Below are 17,415 nucleotides of genomic sequence, written 5' to 3'. Positions count from 1 at the left end.
TAAGAGCACCCAGACCGTCAAGATCACCGATACCACTGGCGGCAACTTCGAGAAATTGGAAGTCGCAGGCAATGGCGCGACCACCACGATCAACGACACTATCGACAAGGTCGATGTGGTTCTGACCGCCACCACCACCGTAGGTGAAGGCGGCAACATCGTTTACACCGCGTCGCTGGTCGACAAGTCGGGTAACGCGGTGACTAACATCACTAACCCGCTGACCGTCACCCTCGATAACGGCCAGACCATCACCATCGGTGTGAACCAATCCAGCGGCACCGTCACCACCGTAGCGCCAAACGACGTCTACAAAGGCGACCAGACCGTCACGACCGCTATCAAAGGCGTGACCGGCGGCGAGCACTTTGAAAACCTGGTGCCGGGCACTACGCCGGTGAACACCACCGTCACCGACACTCCGGGCACCGCTGATACCACCACCGTGACTCTGACAGCTCCGTCTGAGGTTAACGAGGGTGGCCAGATCACGTACACCGCTACGCTTTCCAATAAAGCGGGTACCGACGTCACCCTGAAACTCGACAACGGTTCGACCATTACCATCAAGGCCGGCGAATCCGTTGGCACGGTAACTGTCCCTGCCCCAAGCGATGACGTGTTCATCGATAAGAGCACCCAGACGGTCAAGATCACCGATACCACTGGCGGCAACTTCGAGAAGCTGGAAGTTGCAGGCAATGGCGCGACTACCACGATCAACGACACCATCGACAAGGTCGATATGGTTCTGACCGCCACCACCACCGTAGGTGAAGGCGGCAACATCGTTTACACCGCGTCGCTGGTCGACAAGTCGGGTAACGCGGTGACCAACATCACCAACCCGCTGACCGTGACCTTGGACAATGGCAAAACCATCACTATCGGCGTCAACCAGTCCAGCGGCACCGTCACCACCGTAGCGCCGAACGACGTCTACAAAGGCGACCAGACCGTCACCACCGCCATCAAAGGCGTGACCGGCGGCGAGCACTTTGAAAACCTGGTGCCGGGCACTACGCCGGTAAATACCACCGTCACCGATACTCCGGGCACCGCTGATACCACTACCGTTACCCTGACTGCGCCAAGCGAAGTCAACGAAGGTAGCCAGATCACCTACACCGCTACGCTTTCCAATAAAGCGGGCACCGACGTTACGTTGAAGCTGGATAACGGTTCGACCATCACCATCAAGGCCGGCGAAACCGTCGGCACGGTAACTGTCCCTGCACCTAGCGATGACGTGTTCATCGACAAGAGCACCCAGACGGTCAAGATCACAGACACCGCTGGCGGTAACTTCGAGAAGCTGCAAGTCGCAGGCAACGGCGCAACCACCACGATCAACGACACCATCGATGACGTGACTGTCGTGCTCAAGGCCACTGGTTCAGTCAGCGAGGGCGGGCAGATTATCTATACTGCGTCCCTGGTCGATAAAAACGGCGCGGCGGTGACCAACGTTGGTTCCGACCTGGTGGTGAAGCTCGATAACGGCTCGACCATCACCATCGGCAACGGCAAGTCCAGCAGCACCACTGCTGCGATCGCGCCTAATGACGTGTATCTCGGTGCCAACGATGTCAGCGCCAAGATTACCGGCGTGGTCAGCGGCGGCGACAAGTACGAGCACTTGATCGTCGACGGCAGCACGGTGGTCACCAAGGTGACGGATGTGGTCAACAACACCACTATCAGCATCACCGGCGATGCGTCGGTGACGGAAGGCGGTACAGCACACTACACCCTGACCCTGAGCAACCCGGCGCAAACCGACGTGACCGTGACGCTCAAGTACAGCGGCACCGCCACCGATGGTTCGGACTTCAATGGTGTTTACACCGTGAAGATCCCGGCCGGCGCCAGCAGCGTGCCGTTTGATATTCGTACGATCGACGACAAGATCACCGAACCTACGGAACAGATCGTCATCACCATCGACAAGACCACGGGGGGCAACTTCGAGAGCCTGGTGGTCGACAAAGGCACCGTCAGCACCGACATCATCGACAATGATGCGCCGCCGGTCATCGACCTGGATGCCAACAACTCCAGCGGCGCCACGGGTGCCGACTACAAGACCACCTTCACCGAAGGCGGCACTGGCGTGTCGATTGCTGACACCGACATCAAGATCACCGATCCGGACAGCACCCAACTGACCGGCGCCACCGTGGTCCTGACCAACACCCAGCAAGGCGACTCGCTGAACGTTAGCAACGTCGCAGGCATCAACGTGACCTCGGCCACAGACCCTGCCACTGGCAAGATCACTCTGACCCTGACCGGTACGGCGTCGCTGGCTGACTACATGCAGCAGATCAAGAACATCACGTTCACCAACAACAGCCACGACCCAAGCACCACGCCGCGGACCATTACCGTGACCGTGACCGATGGCGGTAACTACTCCAATGTCGCCACCACCACCGTCAACGTGGTGGCGGTCAACGATCCACCTGTGGCGACCGGCAGTGCCGTAACCGGTACCGAAGACACGCCGCTGGCCCTGACCTGGGCCAACTTTGGCGTGACCGATGTGGACTCGCCACAAAGCAGCCTCGGCGTGAAAATCACCGACCTGCCGGTGGCCGGCAAGCTGCAATACCTGGCGGCGGATGGTGCCACCTGGACCAACGTGACCGCGGGCCAAACCTTCACCAAAGCCCAGATCGATGGCGGCCAGTTGCGCTTCATGCCGAACGCCAACGAGTCAGGCACCGATGGTTACGGCGGCACCGGTATTGGTAACAAGCAGGCCGATTACGCACAGTTCAAGTTCCAGCCTACCGACGGCAAGGACCTGGGCAACAGTGCCACGGTGAAAGTCGATATCACCCCGGTGGCCGACGCACCGACCCTGAATGTGGCCGACAATAACGTCAGTTCCATCGGCCTGATCAAGCAAAGCTGGAACAGCATCGCCGGCCTGGGCACCAACGGTAACGGCGCGGCTCCGGCCGACCTGAAAAACGCCATTGATAACGCCGGCACACCGAACAGCAGTGGGGTCGTGACCAATGTCGAGTCCACCACCAACGTCGCAGCCGGTGCGGGTTCGAAGATCTCCGGCCTGATGTACATGGAAGCCGGCAAGACCTATACCTTCAGCGGTACGGGTGATGACAGCCTGGTGATCAATGTCGGCGGCAAAGACGTGGCCAGTGCTCTATGGGGCACCAACAGCGGTAAGTTCAGCGGCTCGATCACGCCAACGGTCAGCGGTTACTACAGCCTTGAGATCTACCACGCCAACCAATCGGGCCCTGGCAGCTACGACGTGAACCTGTCGATCAATGGCGGCCCGGTTCAGGACCTGAGCACCAGCGGCGTGCCTTTGTATACCGGGGTCACTGACTTGACCAACGCCGGCGTGACCGTGTCCGACTTGCATGGCAGCAACGGTGACGGTTACTACGTGGGCTACAAGCTCAACGAAGGCCAGGAAAACGGCACCGTGAAGCTGTCCAAGGTAACCACCGCGCTGACCGATACCGACGGTTCGGAGACCCTGAGCGTGAAGATCAGTGGCGTACCGGCGGGCTCGGTACTCACGGACGCTTCCGGGCACACCTTCACCGCGACCAAAACCGTGGGCGAAGTCAACGTGACCGGCTGGGACCTGAGCACCCTGACCATCAAGCCGCCGACCTACTACAGCGGCCAGTTCAACCTGACTGTTACCTCGACGTCCACCGAAAGCATCGGCGGCTCGGCAAGCACCACCGCGCAATTGCCGGTCACGGTCTACCCGGCAACCTACAACCCGGTGACAGGCACTTCGGGCAGCGACGCCATCACTGGCACCGATGGCAATGACATCGTCGTGGCCGATATCGGCGGCCTGAATGTGGTGCAGGGCAAGAACTACAACATCGCGTTCATGGTGGACAGTTCCGGCAGCATGAGCCCTGACTCGATCAACGCGGCGAAGGCCTCGTTGACCTCGGTGTTCAACTCACTCAAAGACAGCCTGGGCGCCAACACGTCGGGCACTGTGAACATCTTCCTGGCGGACTTCGATACCCAGGTGAACCAGTCGGTGGCGATCAACCTCAATGATCCCAATGCACTGAATGTTCTGAAAGCGGTGCTGGACTCGATGGCGTCAGGTGGTGGTACCAACTACGAAGACGTGTTCAAGGCCACGGCCAACTTCTTCCAGAGTGGCTTGGCCACCGCTAACACCGGTGCCACCAACCTGACCTACTTCATCACCGACGGCAAGCCGACGTACTACCAGAGCGGCGAGCAGACCAACCCGACGATTTACAACACCAAGCTCGACGACTTGGTGACGACGGCCAACTACACACTGGGGACAACCTTCAGCAAGTACCTGGATAACACCCACTACTTCAGCATCGATTCCTCGGGTGCAGCTCAATTGCAAACCTGGAATGGCTCACGCTGGGTCATTAACAACCTAGGCACCGTCCACGCCCAAGGTGATGGTACTTTCGAACTGTCCAACCTTTCGGGTACGGGCTACAGCACCGATTCGACGACGCTGAGCAACGCCAAGAGCGCCTTCGCATTGCTGGGCGGGATGTCGCAAGTGGAAGCCATCGGTATCAACGGCGACGTCAGCCTCAACGACCTCAAGCCGTACGACACCGACGGTAAGCCGCAAAGCAACATCGATCCGAAGGACCTGGCCAACGCTATCCTCGGCCACACCGAGGCGACGTTGCCAGGCTCCGACACCATCAGCGGTGGTGACGGCAACGACATCATCTTCGGCGACCTGGTGAGCTTCAGCGGCATTACCGGTGAAGGTTACAACGCACTGCAAGCCTTTGTGGCCCAGAAGACCGGCTTGGCCGTCTCGGCGGTGACCCCGTCGAACGTGCATCAGTACGTCACCGAGCACTATGCCGACTTCGATGTGTCCGGCGCCAAGGACGGTAACGACACGCTGCTGGGCGGTGCTGGCGATGACATTCTGTTCGGTCAGGGCGGCAACGACTACCTGGACGGCGGCAAAGGCAATGACATCCTGCTGGGAGGCACCGGTAACGACACATTGATTGGTGGCCCGGGCAACGACATCCTGATCGGTGGCTCGGGGGCCGACACCTTTGTGTGGAAGTCGGGTGACGTCGGCAACGATGTGATCAAGGACTTCAACGCGTCGGAAGGCGACCGGATTGATCTGCGGGATTTGCTCAAGGGTGAGACGGACAGCACCATTGACAACTACCTCAAGATCACCACGGTAGACGGCGTGTCGACTCTGCAGGTGAGCAGTGAAGGCAAGCTCAACGCCGCTGGCGGCCTGGCCAATGCCGATGTGACGATCAAGCTGGAAGGCAACGATTGGTCCCACACCAGCATCAACTCGCTGATCAGTGGTGCCGACCCGACCATCAAGATCGATCACACCGCCTAAGCTTCAGTTTATCGGCCGCCCTTGAGGCGGCCGATTTGCTTGGGCGATAGGTTGCTGGCCCTGATGGCCGGTTGCATCGCATACTCGTGCTTATCAACACACTGCCGACCTATACGGGTGAGGGTGTGTGGCTCATTTTCGAGGGATTCTTATGTTTTACGTGCAACGTGATGCACAGGGCGTGCTGAGTCGCGTGGAGGCCGCTGCCTTTGCCGAGTCCACCGAAACCCTGCCGGCCGATCACCATGAGATCCAGGCCTGGTACGCCAACGAAGTGGTGGAAACCAGCCTGGCCCAGCTCAAGCAAAGTGACCTGGAGATGATCCGGGTGCTGGACGACTTGATTCAAGTGCTGACCCGCAAGGGCGTGATCAGCGTGACTGACTTGCCGCCGGCGGCACAGGCCAAATTGATGGACCGTACCCACGCACGGGAAGCGCTGGGTGGGTTGAGCCACTTGATCAATGATGAAGAGACCGGGCTTATCTAAGCACACGGACCACTGATGAGCGGGCTTTCTGTGGCGAGGAAGCTTGCTCCCGTTGGGGCGCGAAGCGGCCCTGCTCTTTGTTGAAAGAATGGGCCTGAGCGGGAGCAAGCTCCCTCGCCACACCCCCATCAGATCTGCATTATTTCCACGGCGCAGGCTCGCCAAACAGCTGCCCTTGAACGCCGAAAATCCCCATTTCACGAATCACCTTAAGCTCACCTTCGGTTTCCACACGTTCGGCAATCAACGGCAGGTCGATACTGTGGGCCGCGCGCTGGATGGCCTCGATAAACAGGCGTTTGTCGCTTTCCTGATCGATGGCGCGGATATAGCTGCCGTCGATTTTCAGGTAGGCCAGGCCCAGGCGTGCCAGGTTGCCGATCATGCTGAACCGTCCACCGAAACGTTGCAGGCTCAGGGAAAAACCCAGTTCGCGCAGGCGGTGGGTCATCTGCTCAAGCACGGGCTGCTCAGGCAGTTGCTCTTCACCGATCTCCAGGGTCAGACGCGGGCCCAAGGGGCTGTTCTGGCGTAGCAGGTCATAAACCCGGTTCAGCGCCTGGGCGTCCTGCAAGGTGGCGGCCGAAAGGTTCAGTGCCAGGTTATGGCTGTGGCTGGTCATCTGCTTGAGCACTTGCTCGAGCATCAAGCGGTCCAGGCGGGCCGACCAGCCAAAACGCTCAAGCCATGGCAGAAAACGCCCCGCCGGGATCGTATGGCCCTGCTCGTCCTGCAAGCGTGACAGTACCTTGTAGTGCAAGACCAGCTCCGGATCCTGGCTGGCAACAACCGGCTGGAAGTACAACTGGAAGCGCTGCTGGGTCAGGGCCTGGTCCAACAATGTGTGCCAGGCGTGGTGATCATCGCCGACGCCGGTGGCGGCACCATGGTCGAGGCACACCCAGCTAGTGTCGCCCTGGGCTTCGGCCTGAGCCAGGGCCTGGTCGGCGAGGGTCAGCAGGGCTTGAGGCGCGTCGCCATGGTTGAACGGCGCCAAGCCAATATAGGCAACCGGCGTAACGTCGCTGGCGCCGGTCGCCTGCAGGCTGAACAAGGTGCTTTCAAGGTTCTGCGCCAATTGCTGCGCCTCTTCACGCATCAACCCCGGTGCCAGCACGGCGAACTCACCACCGCGAATACGGGTGACAAGGTTCTGGGTTTCCGGGTACGGCTCGCACTGGCGCAGCAGTTGTTCGCCGACGGCTTGCAGCAACTGGTCGGTACGCTGGCCGCCCAGGCGTTGGTTGAGGCCCGCCAGGTCCTTGACACGTAATAACAGCAAATAGCCGGAGTTTGTCTCTTCCGGGTTACTGACCCGGGCGTTGAGTTGCATCTCGAAATAACGCCGGTTGGCCAGACCGGTGAGGTTGTCCTGATAAGACTCGGTGCGCAGTTTTTCGCTGCGCTCGGCCTGTTCCTGGAACAGCGCCTTGAGCTTTTCCACCATTTGGTTCATGGCCTGCACCACACGCCGCAGTTCCGGTGTGCGTGGCAGCTCAGGCAGGCTGAGGAACTCTCGACGGGCAATGGCGTGGGACTGTTTGACCATGTAGTCCAAAGGCTTCAATTGCCGGCGCAGCAACAAGGCGCCGAGCACGGCGCTGACCGCACCGCATAACAGTAACCAGCCAAGGCTACCCAAGGCGCTCTGCCAGAGCTTGGCCAGGGCAAACATCGGATGGCTGACCACCTCGACCCGCGCCGCCTGCTCCCAGCCGCGGTTGACCAGCGCGTCACCACCGGCCGGCTCCAGGCCGATCAACTTTACAAACCAGTTGGGCACACCATTGTTGTCAGGAATGCCGCTGCGCTCAACGATGGTTTTATCCGTGGCCAGATCCACCACGCGGATACTGGCGTAGTAGCCGCTGTCGAAGATCGAGCTGACCAGCAGTTCCACCATGGCCGGGTCATCGATATTGGGCGTCAGTGACAGCGCCAGCGCCGTAGCGGCATCCTGTGCATGGGAGCGCAGTTGGTTGACGTATTGCGTGCGCGAACTCTCCAGGCTGACCATGAAGCTGCCACTGAAGGCGACCACCAGGAACAGACAGATTGCGATCAATAGTTGTTTGAACAGAGACATCCGATCAGTTACTCCTAGTTGGCAGGCTCGGCTGGGAAGCCTTCCGCACGCATTTTTCTCAATACATCCTGCCAACGCGACAAGCGTTTGGTATCACCGACTTTCTTGTTGCCCTTGGCGCCGGGCAAGTACAAACCTTCGGCGTTGAATGAGTACACCGGGACCAAGTCGGTACGACGGTTGGCCGGCAGGATTTCATCCATCAGGCTGTCGAGCACCAGCGGGATCGCTTCGGGCGTCGGATAATAGGTCAAGACCATGTGAGCGCGATTCTGACGCAAGGCTTTGACGTAGGTAATGCGCAATTTGTCGCTGGAGACGCCCAGGTGACGCAAGCTGAAATATTTGGCGATCGCGTAATCTTCGCAGTCACCCGCACCTTTCCAGAGTGCTTCGACGGGTGTCTCCCAATAGTCGACCACGTGCCAGAGGTCGATGTCTTCCACGTAGGTCATTTGCTTATTGAAGAACAAGTTGACGACCTTGAGCTGCTCCTGCTCGCTGACCTGTTTTTCGGTCGCCAACAGCCGCTGCCAGGCGTCAATACGCTGCTGCCCTTCACCCAATGGCCCGTACAAGGCGGTGGCCTTACGGCTGATCTGAGAGAAATCCCAATCGGCATGCAGCCCGCCAAGCATCAGGCCAGCCAATAAAATCGCTGATAAAAGCCAGCACAGGACCCGATAGGGAATAAAACTTACCGCCAAGGCGTTCAGTCCGTGAAAAGAAACAGGGTTTCAAGGGATGGTGAAGCCTCGACCCACAAAAAACAATGGCATAGTGCAATCATTCATGGGTGGACTGAGTTCATAACCCACCCTTGTGGGATGTACAAAATACGCTTTGTAAGCCCTTACAAACGGAAACTTTGGTTGTTTGACAAGCGCCCGGCCCCTCTTTAGTGTGCATTGGATCCAATTAGACACACTCTATTCAAGAAAGGAGGATAGCGTAACCGTGACGCAGAAGCCGAACCCTTTAAGCAGCATCAAAATCAGCGGGCCTATTCCCGCCCATCTTGCTCGCTCCGTTATTGAAGAAACGTTGCGCAACGCTATTCTGGATGGGCGGTTGCCGTGTGGCACGGCTATGCGCCAGCAAGAACTGGCCAGCTTGTTTGGCGTCAGCCGCATGCCCGTGCGCGAAGCCTTGCGCCAACTGGAGGCGCAATCCTTGCTGCACGTGGTGACTCACAAGGGCGCCGTGGTTGCTCCGTTGATCGAGGACAATTCGGCTGAGACCTACGCCTTGCGCATGTTGCTGGAATCCGAAGCCCTGCGTTTGTCGATTCCATTGCTCACCGACACTGATCTTGCCGAGGCCGAGACGTATATCAATGCGTTGGAACGCGAGAAAGACTATACCGAGATCGGCCGCCTCAATCGTCTGTTTCATATGGCCTTGTATGGCAAGGCACCCAACCAGCGACTGCTCAGTCTGGTCGAGCATGGGCTGAATGAGGAGGAGCGCTTCCTGCGCTTCAATCTTGAGGCCATGGGGCTGGGCGAAACGTCCCAGGAAGACCACCGCGAACTGCTGAACCTGGTAGCACAGAAGAAAATTGATGAGAGCATCCTGACGCTGCGTAATCACTTGATGCGTGGGATGGAGGTGATCGCCACCTACCTCAATGGCCTTGAAGCCGCTGGCAACGCAGGCGCGCAGTAAATTTTTGTACTCCCACTTTCCACTTTACCTTGCGGGACAACGTCTCCATCACGGAGAGTCCCGCGCTGACAGGTTACAAAAAATCAACCCGACTTAATTAAACTGGCTTATTACAAGGAAACCTCCTACACACAAACAGATAACTTGCCCCCTTATATACCCTCTAAAAAAAGCATCTAATACACTTATAAGCTTACCCACCAAGTGAGTCAGCTTCTTATATCTCCTCTACGAACCAGCCCCTTCCAATCGTTGCGCATATCAACGTCAAGGTGGCGCTGTGCGCTTAGCACCCACTAAGTTTTACTCTTTCATCTTACAACTACAAAACCCCATCACTGCCTTAGAGCAGTCGCAACAACTTATAGGCATCAACCATGCGTCACGATTTGCTTGAACAAAAAAAATTACAGCTGTGCAGTCACCCGTTATTTATAGAAATAACGTCAGTTAACAAGCTACAACGTTTTATGGAAAATCATGTATTTGCTGTCTGGGACTTCATGACCCTGACCAAGCGCCTGCAACAGGACCTGACCTGTACACAGATACCCTGGCTACCCCCCACTGACCCGCAAGCCGCACGACTGATCAATGAAATCGTGCTGGGTGAGGAGTCAGACGAACACCCAACGCGAGGCCATTGCAGTCACTTCGAGTTGTATCTGGACGCCATGACGGAAGTCGGCGCCAGCACCCTCGCCATCAACCGCTTCATCGACCTGCAACACCAGGGCGTGGAGGTCAGTGCGGCCCTGCAAATGATTGACGCCTCCCCTGGCGTGTCCCGTTTTGTCGACAGCACATTGCAGATCGCACTCAGCGCCCCCAGCCATTGCGTGGCGGCAGCCTTCCTGCACAGCCGCGAGAGTGTCATTGCGTCGATGTTCGGGCGCCTTTTGCACAGCAACGCGTTGATTGCTCATCAGGTGCCGACCTTATCTCACTACCTCAACCGTCACATCGAATTGGACAGCCATGACCACGGGCCAGGCGCAGAACAGTTGCTCCAGCGCTTGATCGGTGCAGACTCGACTCGCCAGAAGCAAGCCGATTGCACCGCCCTCGACGCCGTGGAAAGCCGCATTGCCTTCTGGGACGGTGTGCTGGCTTCGGTGCAAGAGGTACGCTCATGAACGCCGCCAACTACCGCTCCTTTGCCGAAGACTGGGAGCGTCGCGCGACCATCCGTACACGCCCACGACGGGTACTGGAAAACGACGACAAGCTGATCTATCCCTTGTCCCGGCAACCTCTGGTGCTGAGCGCAACCTTTCTCGAACACTGCCCACAGTGGCGCGACTTCGTGCTTGTGCAAAGCTTCTATAAATTCATCAATGATGTCGTGATCTTCGAAACCGAGATCGTCGACAAGACCGCTCGCAGTATTGCCAAGAATCGTTTCTCGCTGACTTTTCCTCTTGCCTGCCGCTACGACGCGATGACCATCGTGGTGGACGAGGATTACCACGCGCTGGTCGCGCTGGATTTCCTGCAGCAAGCCGTGGAAATGACGGGTATACAACCCCTCGATCTACCCGGGCAAATCGAACTGAGCCACGCCCTGCCAGCCGCGCAAGCACAGGCACCGGCGCACTTGCGCGATGCCGTTGAATTGATCGGCGTGGCCATCGCTGAAAACACCGTAACCCATGAGGTGGCAGCATTCTCCAAGGACGACAGCGTCAAGCCTTCCATCCGCGGTTTGATGGCCGACCACCTGTTTGATGAAGGGCGCCACGCACAGTTCTGGGCACAGTTGGTGCGTATCTATTGGCAGTCGGCAAGCCCTGAGGACCGCGACAGCATTGCCGATGTCCTGCCGATCTTCCTGGCGCACTATCTGACCAACGATCTACAGAAAGGCTTCGATCTGCACCTGATCGAACACTTGGATGTCAGTGCCCATATTCGCCTGGCGCTGCGCAATGAAGTCTGTGCGCTGGGCTTTCCCATTACCCATCAACACCCGCTGGTGGGCAACATCATGGGTCTGCTGCACCACAGTGGTGTGCTGCAAACACCCAGCGTGGCGCAGGCCCTGATCCACTACCTGCCCAGGCCCGGGAGGTTGGCATGAGGCGCTTGACGATTGAGTGGGGCACCGCCAGCAAAGCCCTGAATGCCATCAAACAAGTGCTGGAACAATACGGCCATACCTCAGGAAGTGAGGCTGTCGACCTGGTGATTGAGGACGGTAGCCAACCGCTGCTGGCTTTACCCACTGACGCCGTCTGGATGAGGCTGCGCCTGGGTATCGGCCCAGTGTCCGAACAGGGTTTACCCGCGCTTCAGTTTCGCTGCTATGACCGTGACGGGTGCCTGTGCGCCGTGCATGACGTTGCCGAGGAGCCAAGCGGCAACGGCCAACGACTGTGTCAGCACGCAATGGGCGTACTGGTGGAATGGGCGGCCTTGCTCGTCAGTGGGTTCTCGAGGGACCCCACGTATTTCTCTGCGACGACCACCGGGAACGCCTGGCCCGAACAGGATTTGCAGGGGTTGGACGCCTTGGCGTTCATGCATCGATTCAATCGTACGGCAGATCCGGCCCTGTTGCGGCTAGCCCAGACGCCCATGATCGAACGGTTGCAGGCTAGCCTCCAAACCTTCGCAGAACGAACGGCGCTGAGTGTCGCGGGCACGGGGGTGACTTACCATCAACTTCAACTACACGCCGTGGCGATCCAGCAACGCCTGCTTCCCCTTCTCAAGGGCATTGAGACCCCCCAAGTGATTGGCGTATGCCTGGAAAAATCCGCCGAGCTGTACGCGAGCATTCTGGCGGTGCTGGGTTGCGGCGCAGTGTATTTACCACTGGCCCCGGATCATCCGGTACAACGCCAGCGCAGCATACTCAAAAGCGCCGGCGCCTGTGTATTGCTGGAAAATGGCCTGCACCCACTGCGAGATCGTTTCGTGTCACTGGATGTCAGCAACATCGACCCGCACGACGCCGATGCCACACAACCCTTGATGCGCGATCGCCCGGACACCGACGCGCCCTGCATGGCACTTTTCACCTCGGGCACCACGGGCCGGCCCAAGGGCGTGCTGCTCAGCCAGCACAACCTGGCGCATTTCACCGCCTGGATCGGCAACCGCATGGCGCTGGATGAACAGAGCCGCGTCCTGCAGTTTTCAGCATTGAGCTTCGACTCGTCCCTGATTGATATTTTTCCTGCCTTGATGGCCGGCGCCGAGTTGGTGGTCCCTAGCGCAGACCAACGCCACGATCCTCAGCAACTGGTCGAACTGATTCATCGCCAGCGCATCACCCATGGGTTCCTGCCACCAGCACTGCTCAGCATCTTGCCGTTGGATCAGCCATTGGGCCTTACCCATCTGCTCACCGGCGGCGATTTCTGCGAGCCGTGCGTGATCGAACGACTGGCAAGCCAGTGCCAGCTGCACAACCTCTACGGCCCCACAGAAACCACGGTGATGGCGACCCATCGGACGCTCCAGAGCGGTGACAACCATCGTAACGTTGGCCATCCCATTGCCAACAGCCAGGTGTTGATTCTCGACGAGAACCTGCAACCCGTGGATGAACAGGTCATCGGCGATTTGTATATCGCAGGCCCCGGGGTGAGCCTGGGGTATGTGAATGCGGCGCCGCAGGCCGACAACCCTTTCGTTGAGCTGGCATTGCCGAACGGACAGTTGCTGCGGGCTTACCGTAGCGGCGATTTGGCGAAGTGGACGCAAGACGGCATCGAGTTGGGCGGGCGACGGGACGATCAGGTCAAGATCCGCGGCTTTCGGGTCGAGCCTCGAGAAATCGAGGAGTGCCTGCGCAGCAGTCGATTGTTTCGCCAAGTGGCGGTGGTGATTGACCCAGTGCACAGAATCATCGGTTTTGTCGCACAACCCGAACCCGGTGCCACGCTGGAAAGGCTGAAGGAACACGCTCGGCAGTGGTTGCCCGACCATATGCAACCCGACGCCTGGAGCGAGTTACCGAGCATGCCCAGTTCGAGCAGCGGCAAAGTCGATCGCAAGGCGTTACGAGCAATCCCCATCACCTTCTCGCAGGCGCTGACTCCCTGCACTGCCCAATCCCCTCTTCAGGCGCAATTGATGGCCCTGTGGGGGGAGTTATTGGCATTGCCTGCTCGCGAACTGTCAATCGATGAAAGCTTTTTCAACCTGGGTGGGCACTCCATCCTACTGTCGACTCTATTGCTACGCCTGCGCGAGCAGTTTGGCCGCAGCCCCTGCTTGAGCCATTTTTTTGAGGCACCGACGATCCGCACGCTGGCCGCACTGATGGAGGACGGCGCGCTGCCAGATACAGCGTCCAGCCAAATAGAGAACCATGCCTCACGAGCGCTGGAGATTGACGTGCTACCTCAGACGCGCGCGGGTGATCCGCGCAAAGCGATCGTCACAGGGGCTAACAGCTTTGTCGGGGTACATATCGTCCAAGGGTTGCTGGCCAGCGGTGCAAGGGAGGTGGCGTGCCTGGTCCGGGAACTGCCGGGGCATTCGGCGGCGGCACGGTTCACCCAGGCGTTGCGTGAATACCACCTGGAGCATCTGGACCTGAGCCGAGTGCAGGTGTATGCCGCCGACATTCGCCAACCTCGCCTGGGCTTGGCCAGTGACGTATACGACTATCTCGCCCGCAATCATGGCGTGCTGGTGCATAACGCGGCGCAGGTCAATCATGTGATGGACTACGCCTCACTCGCCAAGGACAACGTCGAGCCCGTGCTTGAGTGCCTGCGTCTTTGCGAAACTCATTGTAAGAAGGTTCTGAATTTCATCTCGACGCTGTCAGCCTGCAGCAGCGTCGACGCCGCACAATACGTCCTCGAAGCTCCCGCTGCAGGTACGTTGCCTCTCTATGTAAAAAATGGCTACAACCTCACGAAGTGGGTGGCCGAGCGGATGTTAGGGGCCGCAGTGAAGCAAGGGGCCTGGGTGAATATCCATCGGCCGGGGAATATCAGTTTCAACAGTCAGAACGGTGTCTGCCAACCGCAAAAAAACCGACTGATGCTGATGCTCAAAGGATCCCTGCAGTTGGGGCTGGCCCCAAGGATGGAGGTGAACTTCGATCTGATGCCAGTGGACTTCCTGGCTCGTTTTATCGCCTTTCACAGCCGCCATTTTGTCGCTGAGCGAAACGTATTCAACCTACACAATCCACAGCCCTTGAGCTGGGATGAGTACCTGGATGCGTTCAGCCAGGCGGGTCATGCCTTCGAACGGGTAAGCATTGAGCACTGGCAGCAGGCATTGCGAACGGTGGGCCGGGATAACGCGTTGTTCGGTGTGCTGGGCTTCTACCTGAACGGGCCGGGTGAAGACATCGGCGACACTTCTCTGATCCGTTACGACAACGCAAGATGGGGCTTGGAAAAGATGGGGATGCACTATCCGCCGAAGAGTCCTGAGCTGTTACGCAAGGGTTGCGACTACCTCAGGGCCATCGGCTTCCTCTGAACGGCCTCACGGTGCCCTAGCCCCTTGTGAGGCCCCGTGGATAGGCCCAGGATCTATTCCAAGCGGTCGGAGCGAGCACCTCGCTCCGACGCAAGCATTATCAGATTTTGAAGCTATCCACCAATTGCTTCAATCGACTGGCCTGTTGGGACAGTGCATCGCAGTCCTTGAGCGTCTCGTTGAGGTTGGCCACACCTTGCTGGTTAAGCAGGTTGATCTGGTTGATGTCGACGTTGAGGGTTTCAACCACTGCGGTCTGCTCCTCGGTGGCGGCAGCGACCGATTGGTTCATGCCGTCGATCTCAACGATTCGCTGCGTCACGCTGACCAGGCGCTCACCAGCCTGGTTGGCCACCTCAACACTTTCTTCGCTGGAGGCCTGGCTGGCATTCATGGTGGTCACAGCTTCACGCGACCCCACTTGCAGGGAAGTGATCATTTTGTGGATCTCTTCTGCCGACTCCTGGGTGCGGTGAGCCAAGTTACGTACTTCATCGGCCACCACGGCAAACCCACGCCCAGCTTCACCAGCACGAGCAGCTTCGATCGCCGCGTTAAGCGCAAGCAGGTTAGTTTGCTGGGAGATGCCTTTGATCACATCAAGAATGTGACCGATGTTGTCGGTACTCGCGTTAAGGGTCTCGATCTGGGTACAGGACAGGCTGATCTTCTGCGACAGTTCCGACATCGCCTGGATGGTTTGCTCAACCACCTTACGCCCATCGTCCGCCTGTTCACTGGCACCGCTGGCGTGCTGCGAGGCATCAGCGGCGTTACGTGCGATTTCCTGGGTGGCAGCACCCAGTTCGTTGATCGCTGCTGCCACGCTGTTGGTGCGTGCACTCTGCTCATCGGAGCCGATGATCGACGCGTTGGACGACGCCATCACACGCTGGGACAAATCATGCACCTGCCGCGTAGCCGAGGACACTTCGGAAATGGAGGCGTGAATGCGCTCGACGAACTGGTTGAACGCGCTACCGACTTCGCCGAACTCGTCTTTGCTGGTCACCTCGAGGCGTCGGGTCAAATCACCTTCACCTTGAGCAATGTCCTGCATCGCAACGCCCATTGTGGTCAACGGACGCAACAGCACTTGAATCAAGAGGCTCAAAAGTACGGCGATTGCCATGACGGCGATAAACATCGCAATCAACGCAGATGTACGGAATTTACCCAGCGGGGCATAGGCTTTGGCTTTGTCGATCGACAGGCCGATGTACCAGTCTGCGCCAGGCAAACCGCTGATAGGTGTAAACGAGAGGATGCGATCCTGGCCGTTGAGGACAACGTCCTGATTGACCTTCTCGATACGCACGCTGGTGCCGGGATAGATGTCCTTGAGATTCTTCATCACCTGACCCTGGTCAGGACTGACGATGACCTGGCCATCACCACTGACCAGAAACGCATGGCCGATGCCGCCGAAGTCTACCGAGTTGATGATCTTCACTAGGGTTTGCAGGCTCAGGTCTCCCCCTACTACACCCAATAACTCGCCATTCTTTTTCACAGGCATGGCAATCGTCACGATCTGACCGCCCACAGCCGCCATATAAGGCGGGGTAATCATGGTTTTGTCGGCTGTTACCGCTTGCTTGTACCAGGGGCGTTGGCGAGGGTCGTAGCCGTCAGGCATTTTTGCATCGGGCCGCTGGGTGAACACACCGTTGGCTTGACCAACGTAGGTGAACTGGAAATTGGAGGTGAGTGCCGGCTGATCGACCAAGCCAGGAAGGTCAGCACCACTCCCCTGATGGGCAACGTTTTGCGCCAAGTTCTCAAGGACCAGGATACGGCCACTTAACCAGTTCTGCACACTACTGGCGGTAAGCTCACCGGATTGCTGGATGGACGATGCCAAATTTTGCTTGATGGTGCTGCGCTGCAGGTAGTCGTTGTAGAACGTGAATAACGCGAAGGCTAGAACCACGACGCCTGACGCGGCTAACAGAATTTTATGGCTGAACTTGAGATTCATTTCATCGACTTCTTTTGCCAAAGGGGGATGAGCGTGCCGAGCGGAACATTCCATGTAACGGAATGGGCAGACTCTTTGATCGCTCTATTTCGGTGCACGCATGACTCGTCAGGCTTTCGGCCAAGCTTCGAAAAATCTTAGGGATTTGTGAGAATCATCCTCCTCTAACGTAGGAAACCGACAAACGGTAGATAAGCACGATTAGGAGATTGGGAGCTCGTTCGGCGCCCCGGCAGGGCGCTGGGTGCAACTGGAAAGTAGGAGGGCGACAACGCGGCGCATAGATCACGCCGTCCTAAACGACAAAGCCCCCGCCTGCGTTAGCAGACAGGGGCTTC

At 58.2% G+C, this 17,415-nt stretch carries 8 protein-coding genes and 1 pseudogene; 6 read left to right on the top strand and 3 right to left on the bottom strand.

What is annotated here, in order from left to right; all coding sequences use genetic code 11:
• Positions 1-5,398, top strand: a pseudogene (locus tag M5B43_RS26775) (LapA family giant adhesin); the annotation flags it as partial.
• A 151-nt stretch (positions 5,399-5,549) separates the two neighbouring features.
• Positions 5,550-5,888, top strand: coding sequence for a tryptophan synthase subunit beta (locus tag M5B43_RS26770; RefSeq protein WP_177019218.1), 339 nt, complete (start codon positions 5,550-5,552; stop codon positions 5,886-5,888).
• A 139-nt stretch (positions 5,889-6,027) separates the two neighbouring features.
• On the opposite strand, the gene lapD is transcribed toward M5B43_RS26770, so the two are convergent.
• Entirely contained in the window at positions 6,028-7,974 is a 1,947-nt protein-coding gene (gene lapD / locus M5B43_RS26765; protein WP_248752887.1) for a cyclic di-GMP receptor LapD, read from the bottom strand.
• A 14-nt stretch (positions 7,975-7,988) separates the two neighbouring features.
• Complete coding sequence (gene lapG / locus M5B43_RS26760) at positions 7,989-8,681, bottom strand: cysteine protease LapG (protein ID WP_349292387.1); 693 nt, start codon at positions 8,679-8,681, stop codon at positions 7,989-7,991.
• A 250-nt stretch (positions 8,682-8,931) separates the two neighbouring features.
• Here lapG and M5B43_RS26755 point away from each other — a divergent pair, with 250 nt between their 5' ends.
• The 4 genes from M5B43_RS26755 to M5B43_RS26740 all read left to right on the top strand — a co-directional run bounded on the left by M5B43_RS26755 (position 8,932) and on the right by M5B43_RS26740 (position 15,096).
• Complete coding sequence (locus M5B43_RS26755; RefSeq protein WP_248752885.1) at positions 8,932-9,642, top strand: GntR family transcriptional regulator; 711 nt, start codon at positions 8,932-8,934, stop codon at positions 9,640-9,642.
• 377 nt (positions 9,643-10,019) lie between these two features.
• A complete protein-coding gene (locus tag M5B43_RS26750; protein WP_248752884.1) occupies positions 10,020-10,778 on the top strand; it encodes a DUF3050 domain-containing protein in 759 nt (252 codons plus the stop codon).
• A complete protein-coding gene (locus M5B43_RS26745; RefSeq protein ID WP_248752883.1) occupies positions 10,775-11,722 on the top strand; it encodes a diiron oxygenase in 948 nt (315 codons plus the stop codon). The genes M5B43_RS26750 and M5B43_RS26745 overlap by 4 nt, the downstream gene beginning before the upstream one ends.
• Positions 11,719-15,096, top strand: a complete 3,378-nt coding sequence (locus tag M5B43_RS26740; RefSeq protein ID WP_248752882.1) for an amino acid adenylation domain-containing protein — start codon at positions 11,719-11,721, stop codon at positions 15,094-15,096. The genes M5B43_RS26745 and M5B43_RS26740 overlap by 4 nt, the downstream gene beginning before the upstream one ends.
• 100 nt (positions 15,097-15,196) lie before the next feature.
• On the opposite strand, the gene M5B43_RS26735 is transcribed toward M5B43_RS26740, so the two are convergent.
• Positions 15,197-17,077 (bottom strand): methyl-accepting chemotaxis protein, encoded by a 1,881-nt coding sequence (locus tag M5B43_RS26735; protein WP_248752881.1) that lies wholly within the window; start codon positions 17,075-17,077, stop codon positions 15,197-15,199.
• Between the last annotated feature and the right edge of the window lie 338 nt (positions 17,078-17,415).

The organism is Pseudomonas sp. MWU15-20650 (assembly GCF_023242475.1).
GTDB lineage: Bacteria > Pseudomonadota > Gammaproteobacteria > Pseudomonadales > Pseudomonadaceae > Aquipseudomonas.
This window is presented reverse-complemented; position numbering and strand designations above follow the sequence as displayed.

Coding starts and splice junctions, on each gene's coding strand:
- lapD (WP_248752887.1), bottom strand. CDS start 7,974: ATGTCTCTGTTCAAACAACTATTGATCGCAATCTGTCTGTTCCTGGTG.
- M5B43_RS26750 (WP_248752884.1), top strand. CDS start 10,020: ATGCGTCACGATTTGCTTGAACAAAAAAAATTACAGCTGTGCAGTCAC.
- M5B43_RS26740 (WP_248752882.1), top strand. CDS start 11,719: ATGAGGCGCTTGACGATTGAGTGGGGCACCGCCAGCAAAGCCCTGAAT.
- M5B43_RS26770 (WP_177019218.1), top strand. CDS start 5,550: ATGTTTTACGTGCAACGTGATGCACAGGGCGTGCTGAGTCGCGTGGAG.
- M5B43_RS26745 (WP_248752883.1), top strand. CDS start 10,775: ATGAACGCCGCCAACTACCGCTCCTTTGCCGAAGACTGGGAGCGTCGC.
- M5B43_RS26735 (WP_248752881.1), bottom strand. CDS start 17,077: ATGAATCTCAAGTTCAGCCATAAAATTCTGTTAGCCGCGTCAGGCGTC.